This window comes from Amycolatopsis sp. VS8301801F10 (assembly GCF_046195355.1).
GTDB lineage: Bacteria > Actinomycetota > Actinomycetes > Mycobacteriales > Pseudonocardiaceae > Amycolatopsis.
The window spans coordinates 9,204,271-9,212,864 of sequence record NZ_CP176065.1; the positions used below are offsets into that span (position 1 = coordinate 9,204,271).

11 protein-coding genes are annotated in these 8,594 nt (G+C 69.4%); 3 read left to right on the top strand and 8 right to left on the bottom strand.

What is annotated here, in order from left to right; translation table 11 throughout:
- Window positions 1-87: 87 nt before the first annotated feature.
- Together F9C11_RS42010 and F9C11_RS42015 are read left to right on the top strand one after the other, a co-directional pair.
- Complete coding sequence (locus F9C11_RS42010) at window positions 88-258, top strand: hypothetical protein (protein ID WP_409182887.1); 171 nt, start codon at window positions 88-90, stop codon at window positions 256-258.
- Between the two features lie 20 nt (window positions 259-278).
- Window positions 279-1,151 (top strand): CPBP family intramembrane glutamic endopeptidase, encoded by an 873-nt coding sequence (locus F9C11_RS42015; protein ID WP_409182888.1) that lies wholly within the window; start codon window positions 279-281, stop codon window positions 1,149-1,151.
- Here F9C11_RS42015 and F9C11_RS42020 read toward each other — a convergent pair.
- On the bottom strand, window positions 1,145-1,939 hold the full coding sequence (locus F9C11_RS42020; RefSeq protein WP_409182889.1) for an SDR family NAD(P)-dependent oxidoreductase: 795 nt from the start codon (window positions 1,937-1,939) through the stop codon (window positions 1,145-1,147). The two genes, F9C11_RS42015 and F9C11_RS42020, sit on opposite strands and share 7 nt — an antisense overlap.
- Before the next feature lie 10 nt (window positions 1,940-1,949).
- Window positions 1,950-2,678: a LysR family substrate-binding domain-containing protein gene (locus F9C11_RS42025; protein ID WP_409182890.1), complete on the bottom strand. Its 729-nt coding sequence runs from the start codon at window positions 2,676-2,678 to the stop codon at window positions 1,950-1,952.
- A gap of 43 nt (window positions 2,679-2,721) precedes the next feature.
- Here F9C11_RS42025 and F9C11_RS42030 point away from each other — a divergent pair, with 43 nt between their 5' ends.
- A complete protein-coding gene (locus tag F9C11_RS42030; protein WP_409182891.1) occupies window positions 2,722-3,096 on the top strand; it encodes a DUF5997 family protein in 375 nt (124 codons plus the stop codon).
- Window positions 3,097-3,653: 557 nt separating this feature from the next.
- Here the strand turns inward: F9C11_RS42030 and F9C11_RS42035 are convergent.
- The 6 genes from F9C11_RS42035 to F9C11_RS42060 form a co-directional block, all read right to left on the bottom strand.
- Window positions 3,654-4,262, bottom strand: coding sequence for a response regulator (locus F9C11_RS42035; protein ID WP_409182892.1), 609 nt, complete (start codon window positions 4,260-4,262; stop codon window positions 3,654-3,656).
- Entirely contained in the window at window positions 4,259-5,314 is a 1,056-nt protein-coding gene (locus F9C11_RS42040) for a sensor histidine kinase (RefSeq protein WP_409182893.1), read from the bottom strand. The genes F9C11_RS42035 and F9C11_RS42040 overlap by 4 nt, the downstream gene beginning before the upstream one ends.
- 10 nt (window positions 5,315-5,324) lie before the next feature.
- Window positions 5,325-5,732: a hypothetical protein gene (locus F9C11_RS42045; protein ID WP_409182894.1), complete on the bottom strand. Its 408-nt coding sequence runs from the start codon at window positions 5,730-5,732 to the stop codon at window positions 5,325-5,327.
- Window positions 5,733-5,875: 143 nt separating this feature from the next.
- The gene (locus tag F9C11_RS42050; protein WP_409182895.1) at window positions 5,876-6,781 is read right to left on the bottom strand and encodes a hypothetical protein; all 906 of its coding nucleotides are present in this window, start codon (window positions 6,779-6,781) and stop codon (window positions 5,876-5,878) included.
- Window positions 6,782-6,968: 187 nt separating this feature from the next.
- Window positions 6,969-7,658 carry an alpha/beta fold hydrolase gene (locus tag F9C11_RS42055; RefSeq protein WP_409182896.1) on the bottom strand — a complete coding sequence of 230 codons (690 nt, stop codon included), beginning with the start codon at window positions 7,656-7,658 and terminating at the stop codon, window positions 6,969-6,971.
- Between the two features lie 85 nt (window positions 7,659-7,743).
- Complete coding sequence (locus F9C11_RS42060) at window positions 7,744-8,508, bottom strand: AraC family transcriptional regulator (RefSeq protein WP_409182897.1); 765 nt, start codon at window positions 8,506-8,508, stop codon at window positions 7,744-7,746.
- Window positions 8,509-8,594 lie beyond the last annotated feature (86 nt).

Below are 8,594 nucleotides of genomic sequence, written 5' to 3' on the forward strand. Positions count from 1 at the left end.
GCGGAGCGAAGGAGTACAGCCTGCTGTACCTCGATCCTCCCGCGCACGGGATCGTTCTGGCGAGCCCCGATTCGTAGCGTTCCCGGCATGACGAAATCACCTCCTCGGCCACTGCTCTGGGGCGTGCTGGCGCTCAGCGCCGCGGCCAACGCCGTCACCTCGGCCCTCGGCGTCAACTTCCTGCTGAGCACCGTTTTCGGCGTCGTCACCCTCGCCGCGGGAATCGCGCTCGTCGCGAACTACCGCACCCACCGCTAAATCGTCCACAAAGGACTGACATGACCGCACTACGCGCTTTCGTCGCACGCCGTCCGATCGCGACCTTCTTCGCCCTCGCCATCACACTGAGCTGGCTCGCCTGGCTCCCGTACGTACTCTCGGACAACGGCCTCGGCATCGTCCACTTCGGATTCCCGCCGGTGCTCGGCACGACGCAGATCCTGGGCATGCTCCCCGGTGCTTACCTCGGCCCGATCTTCTCCGCGTTCCTCGTCACCGCACTCGCAGAAGGCCGTCCCGGACTGCGCGCATGGGTCGGCCGGCTACTGCGGTGGCGAGTGAACTGGCGGTGGTACGCACTCGCCGTCTTCGCCGTACCCGTCGTGCTGACGCTCGCCAGCCTGCCGTTCGCGGGATCGTTCCGGATCCCCGCCGCGTCGCTGATCCTGGTGTGGGCCTTGGGTTTCGTGCTGCAGGTGCTCACCACCGGCCTCGCCGAAGAACCCGGCTGGCGCGATTTCGCCCTGCCGCATTTGCAGCCGAAGTACGGTCCGTTGCGCGGCACGCTGATCCTCGGCCCGCTGTGGGGCGTCTGGCATCTGCCGTTGTTCTTCACCGAATGGGGCCACTGGCCGAACGTGCCGGTCTGGTCGGTGCTGGAGTTCGTCGCGACCGCCATCGCGATCAGCTTCGTGATGACCTGGGTGTTCAACCGCAGCGGCGAGAGCCTGCCGATCGCATTGCTGCTGCACGCCGGGATCAACAACTACCTGTCCGTCGCGTGGGCGGAACTCTTCCCCAGCGCGGACCCGAAACTCGCCGAGCACCTGCTGTTCGCCGCGTTCGCCGCCGCCGCGCTGATCGTGCTCGCCGCGACCAAGGGCCGTCTCGGCTATCCCCGCCCGGCGCGCGAATTCCAGGTGGTTCAGTAGTAAATCTGGCCGGGGACGCCGCCGCCGACCGCGATGGCGTCTCCGTTGATCGCGACACTGCGCGGCGACGCCAGGAACGCCACCACGTCCGCCACCTCCGCCGCCGTCACCAGCCGCCCGATGCTCACCCCGGCGGTGAGGCCTTTTTCCAGCTCCGCCACGGAAATCCCCCGCGCCGCGGCGATGTCGGCGAACTTCTCCGGCGTCCGCTCGGTGACGGTGTAGCCCGGATGCACGACCGTCACGGTGATGCCCTGCGGCCCGAGTTCGTCGGCGAGATTCTTGGTCATCGTCGCGACCGCGACGTTGCGGATCGAACCGAACGTCGAACCGGCCAGCCGCGCGTTGAGCCCGCTGACGTTCACGATCCGGCCCCAGCCGCGCTCGCGCATCCCCGGCGCGAGCGCGCGGGCGCACCGCAGGTAGCCGAGCACCTTGGTCTCGATCTCGAGGCGCAGGTCGTCGTCGCGCAGGTCGTGCAGCGGCGTCCGGACCCCGCTCGACGCCGGTGCCGCGCAGTTGACCAGGACGTCCGCCGCCCCGAACTCCGCCTTGACCCGCTCCGCCATCGCCGCGACCGCAGCGTCGTCGGTGGTGTCCGCCGGCACCGCGACGACCTTCGTGCCGTGCCTGCCGACGCTCTCCACCGCGGCGGCGAGCGCCTGGCCGTCCCGGGCGACGAGCGCGAGGTCCGCCCCCTCCGCCGCGAGCACCTCGGCGACCGCCAGCCCGATCCCGCGGTTGGCCCCCGTGACGACCGCGCACTTGCCCTTCAACCCGAGATCCACGACTTCTCCCTCAACGACGACGGCGAGGCTTCCCCCGCCCGCCAGACTTGGGCACGTTCCGGCGCCGGTCCGGTTCGCGCTGCTTCTTCTTGGCCGGTGCCGCCTTGCCGGTCTTCGCCTGCGTCTCCTGCTGCCCGCGAGTGCTGTTCACCGTGCGCCCGCGGACGATCCCGATGAACTGCTCCACGAGATCGCTGGTCTCCCCCTCCGGCCACGACAACGCGACCCGCGACTGCGGCGCGTCGACCACCGGCCGATACGTGAGGTCCCGCCGATGATGCAACCGCGCGAGCGACTGCGGCACCATCAGCACGCCGACGCCCGCCGCCACCAGCTCAATCGCGTCGCCGGTCGTCTCCGGCCGCTCCCGCGCGGGCTTGCCGGGCAGCTGCTCCCAGCCGAGCGAGTCGTCGAGCGGATGCAGCACAAGCTCGTCCGCGAGGTCCGCAATGGACACCTCGTCGGCCGCCGAGACCAGGTGCTCCTTGGGCACGACGACCACCGTAGCCTCGGTGTAGAGGGGGATCGCGTGCAGCCCTTCGCGGTCGTCGGACAGCCGCAGCAACGCCGCGTCCACCCCACCCTCGCGCACGACGCCGGCGGCCTCGGCGGCAGTGACCGCGACCAGCTCAAGCGGCACTTCGGGATTGCGTTCGCCCCAGATCCGGACCCACTTCGCGGGGGTCGCACCCGGAACGTAGGCGAGCCGGAACGCCGAGGCCTGGTCGGCTCCTGTCACGTGGCAAGGCTACCGGCGAGGACGGCCGGTTAGGCTGGTGGGCATGACGGCGCAGAAGACCCCCCAGACCATGAAGCCGGCGACGGCAGCGAAGAAGCTGGGCGTCTACCTCGAAGCGACCCCCGCAGAATTCCGCGCGGGCGCCGTCTCGCGCGACGAGCTGAACGCCCTGCAGAACGACCCCCCGGAATGGCTGCGCGACCTCCGCCGCAACGGCCCGCACCCGCGCCCGGTGGTAGCAGCGAAACTGGGAGTCTCCATCGGCGGCCTGGCCCGAGGCGGCATCACCGAAGCCCTGACGACGGAACAGATCGAGGCCCTCAAGACCGAGAACCCGACCTGGCTGCAACGCGAACGCGAAACCCAGGCCGAGGTACGCCGCGAAGCCGCGAGGCTGAACGCGGAGAAGGACGAGTAGGTCCGTCCACTTCGGATCTGGTTTGTGGTCCGTCGGGGGAGCCTTCACGGACTTTGGTTCCCCCCAGGATTCCCGCCGCAAGCTGCGAGGGGACCCTTCACCACATTCGGCAGGCGACCCACCTCCCCGTGAGAGCCACCTCCACAAACTCTGATTCCCCCAGGGTTCCCCTCACGACCCCGCCGCAAGCCGTGAGAAACCCCTTGACGGGCTTGGATTCCCTCACGGGAACCTTCACAACCTCCCTCCGCCGGGAATACGCCCCAACGCCGCACTGAGGTGCGTCCCACGCACCTCAGCGCACCCTGGCCCGCTCTCCCCAACGCACCAACCCACCCAAGCCGCGCCCCCCAACCGCACAGATGCACCCAAACATCGAGGCACCCAGCCCCTCCCCCAACCCCGATACGAAGCCTCCCTGCGGGCGGTGGGTGCTTGTCAAGGCATCTTTCCCGCCTTGACAAGCACCCACCGCCCGTCAGCACAATCAAGCTTCGGGGTGCCCCACGCAACCCATCAAAAAGCAATGTCGCCCGCCAGGGCGACGAGCCGAACCCTCACAACCACCCCCGCTCCTCAGCAACCCGAACCGCCCCCATCCGATTCCTCGCTCCGGTCTTCGCGATAGCCCCGGACAAATAATTCCGAACCGTCCCCTCCGACAAATACAAACTCCCCGCGATCTCCGCCACCGACCCCCCGCCCCGAGCCGCGATCAACACATCCCTCTCCCGAGCAGTCAACGGCGATTCCCCCGCGGCCAACGTCGCCACCGCCAATGCCGGATCCACCACCCGCTCCCCCGCCATCACCCGCCGAATAGCGTCCCCCAACGCCTCCGCCGGCGCATCCTTGACCACAAACCCCACGGCCCCAGCCTCCATCGCCCGCCGCAAATACCCAGCCCGCCCGAACGTCGTCAAAACCACCACCCGGCACTCAGGCACCTGCTCAGCCAATACCGCCGCCGCGGTCAACCCGTCCAACCCCGGCATCTCGATGTCCAGCAACGCGACATCCGGCCGATGCGCGAGCGCGGCCCCCACCACCTCATCCCCCCGCCCCACCTGCGCGACCACCTCGAAATCGTCCTCGAGACCCAGCAAGGTCGCCAGCGCCTGCCGCACCAGCGCCTGATCGTCCGCGAGCAGCAACCGCACAGTCATTCCACCGTCACCCGCAACCGCCACCCCCGAGGCCGGACCGGCCCCGCCTCCATCCGACCGCCAGCCGCGGAAACCCGATCCCGCAATCCCGACAACCCATTCCCGGGATCCGCGGCAGAACCGATCCCGTCGTCCCGGATTTCCACGGAAGAACCGGAAACAATCACCGCACAAGCGCTCGCCCGGGAATGCCGGACCACGTTGGTCAACCCCTCCCGAACGACCCACCCGAACAACTCCTGATGCGGACCATCGACCGAAAGCGGAAAGTCCGCCCGGATCCCCGCCGCCCGCAGCAATTCCCGCCCCCGCGCGAGTTCCCCGGCCAGCGTCACCTCCCGATATCCGGAAACCGCGGCCCGGACATCCGCCAGCGCCTGCCGCGACAACTGCTCGACCTCGCCGATCTCCTCGGCCACCCGCTCATCCCCCTTGTCCGCGAGCCGGCGAGCGAGATTGCTCTTCACCGTGATCGCGGTAAGCGAATGCCCCAGAAGGTCGTGCAAATCCCGCGAAATCCGCGACCGTTCCGCGTCCGCGGCCAATCGCTCCACCTCCGCCCGCGCCTGCACCAACGCCCGGTTCGCCCGCAACGCCTCCGCGAACGCAACGACCACCAGCACGGTGAACACCAACGCCGCCGCCTGCGCCCAGCCCGGGTCCGTATGCCAGACCGCCCACGGCACCACCACCGTCGCCACCGCGGCGACCGGAACCAGGCCCGCACCCCAGCGCGGCAGCCGCGGCACCGCGAGCGAAACCACCACGGCCAGCAGGTAAAACGCGTTCGCGCGGGCGATCGGCAGCACGACGGCGAACAGCACCGGCAACACCCCGGTCAGGATCCAGAAAAGCCGGCTCCGGAACGAGTAAGCAGCGACGGCCGCCCCGATGTAGCACGCGCAGAACGCCAGCAGCGCCACCACCGCCAGCGGTCGGTCCGCCGTCTGGGCGAGGACGATCAGCGGATACACCAGGAGGCCGGCGTCCAGCACGAGCCGGCGCCAGCCCAGTACCCAGCGTTGCGCGTCGGAATCGGGGCCGCGGTCCACGTCCGGCACGCTACTCGGAGAACAGCGAACGCACGTGCCGTCCGTTGACCAGTACGACCACCGCCAGCAGCAGCACCCCGCAGACGCCCTGCTCCAGCCGAACCCACAGCGGCAGGAACCCCGGAATGGACACGATGACGACGATCGCGACCGTCATCACCGCCGAGACGATCCGCAGCCGCAGCAGCCCTCGTTTGGACCCGCGAGCCGCGCTTCGGGCGAACAGGAAGGTGAGCAACGCGCTGGCCGCCACGATCGTGGCGCGGACCCAGACGACGTCGCTAACCATCGACGGGTCGTCGCGGAAGAGGAAGATCGCGCCGAGGGTGAGCACGCTCAGCGCCAGGTAAGCCCCGGTGAGGACAAGGACCGTCCGTATCCGGGGTTGGTCGGAAACCGTTGCGGGGCGGGAGTTCATGACTGTCCTTTCCGGACCGCGGATCGGCCCGGAGGATCCGGAGCCGCTTGCCCGTCCCATGGTGCGCGGACGGGCAAGCGGTCCGTAGTGTCACCGCGCATCGGTGCGCGATGACATTTGTCAGAACCCGGTCATCCGCGCCGTCAGCGGGCAGCCGTGAGCTTCGGCCCGATCGCCGCGCCGACGATCACGAGCACCCCGCCGAGGAGGAGCAGATACGCGCCGAGGCCGATCTTCGACAGGTCCTCGGAGAACATCGCGACGATGCCCGCGACGTGGAGAATCAGCATCACGGTGGCCCGGCCCGCGAAGACGGTGCGGTACCACCAGAAGTTCGGCGGAGTCAGCTCGCGGGTGCGGATCCCGCTCAGCCAGAACGCCGACTTCTTCGTGCGGAGCGCGCCGAGTACCCACGGGAGGCTGGAGCCCAGCGTCGCGGCGATCACGATGAAGGCGAGGAACCGCACGTACATCGCGGCGAAGCTGTCCATGCCGGACGTCATCTTGCCGAAGGCGTCGATGAAGGTGACCGAGGCGCTTTGGGAGCCCAGGGTGAACGTGACCCAGGGGATGAAGAGGGCGACGATCTCGAGGATGCAGCCGAGGACCACCGGGATGGCGCCGAGACCGGGTTTGGTGAGCGGCTGGTTCGGGGCCGGATAGCCCTGTGCGGCGTAACCGGCGCCCGGCGGCTGCGGCTGGGCGGGATAGCCCGGCTGTTGTGCTGGATAACCCTGCTGGCCGGGGTAGGCCGCTTGGCCCGGGTACGGCTGACCCGGTTGCCCCGGGTACTGCCCCGGCTGCGCGGCATGGCCCGGGTACGCACCCGGCGCGGGCTGGCCCGGTTGAGCCGGTCCCGGTTGCCCCGGGTACTGCCCGGCCTGGCCCGGGTACGCACCCGGTGCGGGCTGGCCGTACTGCCCAGGCTGCTGCGGATAGCCCGGCTGCTGGTGACCGGCTCCCGGCGGAGGCGCCTGCCATCCCGGCGGGACCGCACCCGGCTCCTGCGGCGTGCCCGGCTGTTCCTGTGGACCCCCTGAGGTACTCATGGCCGCCGATGGTAACGGCCGCACCGCCGCGGCGAAGGGGGAAAGCCCGGCTCGGCCATGACAAGTCCGCACCTCGGGACCGATGGATCCCGCCACAACGAAGCCGTTGACCAGCGCGGAGACCGCCAAGCAACGCCTGCGCTGCGCGTCCAGCCGCGCAGCGCAGACCGGTCTCACTCCGCCGAGGTCACCGGGCAGCGCGCAGGATCACCTCCGCGACCGCGTCCGGCTGCGAAACCAGCACCGCGTGCGAAGCGTCCGGCACCTCGACGACCTCCGCGTCCGCGCGTTCCGCCATGAACCGCTGCGCCGCGGGCGGGATGTTCTTGTCCGCGGTCGGGATCAGGCTGTACACCGGCAGGTCCTTCCACGCCGACGCGGGCGAGGCCTCGTCCAAGGCCGCGGCGGCGATCGGACGCTGGCCCGCCGCCATCAGACTGGCCTGCTCGGCCGGGACGTCCGCCGCGAACTGCTGGTGGAACAGGTCCTGCCGGACGTAGAGGTCGACGCCGTTCGCCAGAGCGACCTGCTCCAGCGTCTCCCCCAGAGTCCCACCGGGGAACTTCCCAGCCAGCTCACCAGCGCTTTCGCCCTCGTCCGGGAGGAAACCGGCGATATAGACCAGCGCCCGCACCCCGGGGTGCCCCGCCGCCGCGGCGGAGATCACCGAGCCGCCGTAGGAGTGGCCGACCAGGACGATCGGGCCCTCGACGCTGTCCAGCAAAGACCGCACGTACGCGGCGTCCTCGGCGACTCCACGCAACGGGTTCGCCGCAGCGAGCACCCGGTGCCCGGCCGCTTGCAGCCGCTCGATCGTCCCGTTCCAGCTGGACGAATCCGCGAACGCGCCGTGCACCAGAACGACAGTGGCAGTCATGTGGTCCTCCTCAGGGAAAGTTCCGAACAGGACTGACAGTACAACTAAGTTGTGCACAATCAAGTTGTACTCAATGAGATGCCGGTCACTGTTCGCGATACGCCCGGGGCGGGGCGCCGAGCAGGCGGCTGAACATCGTCGTGAAGGCGGCGGGGCTTTCGTAGCCGAGGGAGACCGCGACCTCGGCCACCGGAAGGTCGGCGGCCAGCAGCGGGAGCGCGTGCAGCACACAGGCCCGCTCGCGCCAGCGGGCGAAGCTCAGTCCCGTTTCGGCACGGAACAGCCGGTGCAGCGTCCGCTCGCTGACGTGCAACTCCGCCGCCCAGCGAGACGGCGGATCGTGCACATCCGGACAGTCCGAAAAGGACTGACAGAGCGCGCGCAAGCCCTCGTGGCGCGGCCATGGAAGTTCAAGCGGCAACGGCACACAGCGAGAGATTTCGTGCAGCAGAAGGGAAATCAGTGTGGCATCGCGGCCGCGGCGCGGGTATTCGGGCGCGACGTCGACGGCTTCCCGAAGCAGTTCCCGCAGCAACGGCGAAACGTCGACGGTCTGGCAACGGCGCGGAAACCACGGCACAGCGGACGGTTCCAGATAGAGACTGCGCGTGGTCACGTTCGTCATCACGACGCTGTGGTCGGTCTCCGGCGGGATGAGCACCGCGCGCCGGGTCGGGACGGTCCAGGTTCCGTCGGCCGTTCCTACGCGCATGGAACCGGTCGCGCCGTAGAGAAACTGCGCGCGGCGGTGGCGGTGCGGCGGCAGGAAGTGGTCCGGAGGGTAGTCCGTGCTGATCGCGAGCACGGCCCGCGGCAGGGCGTCGACCTCGGACAACGGAACGTTGCGCATGCGTCCAGGGTAGGTGTCCGGTTCTCGAAAGAACCTGGCGAATCTTCGGATGCGCGCCGCACCGGTGCCGACCTACCTTGAGGCCA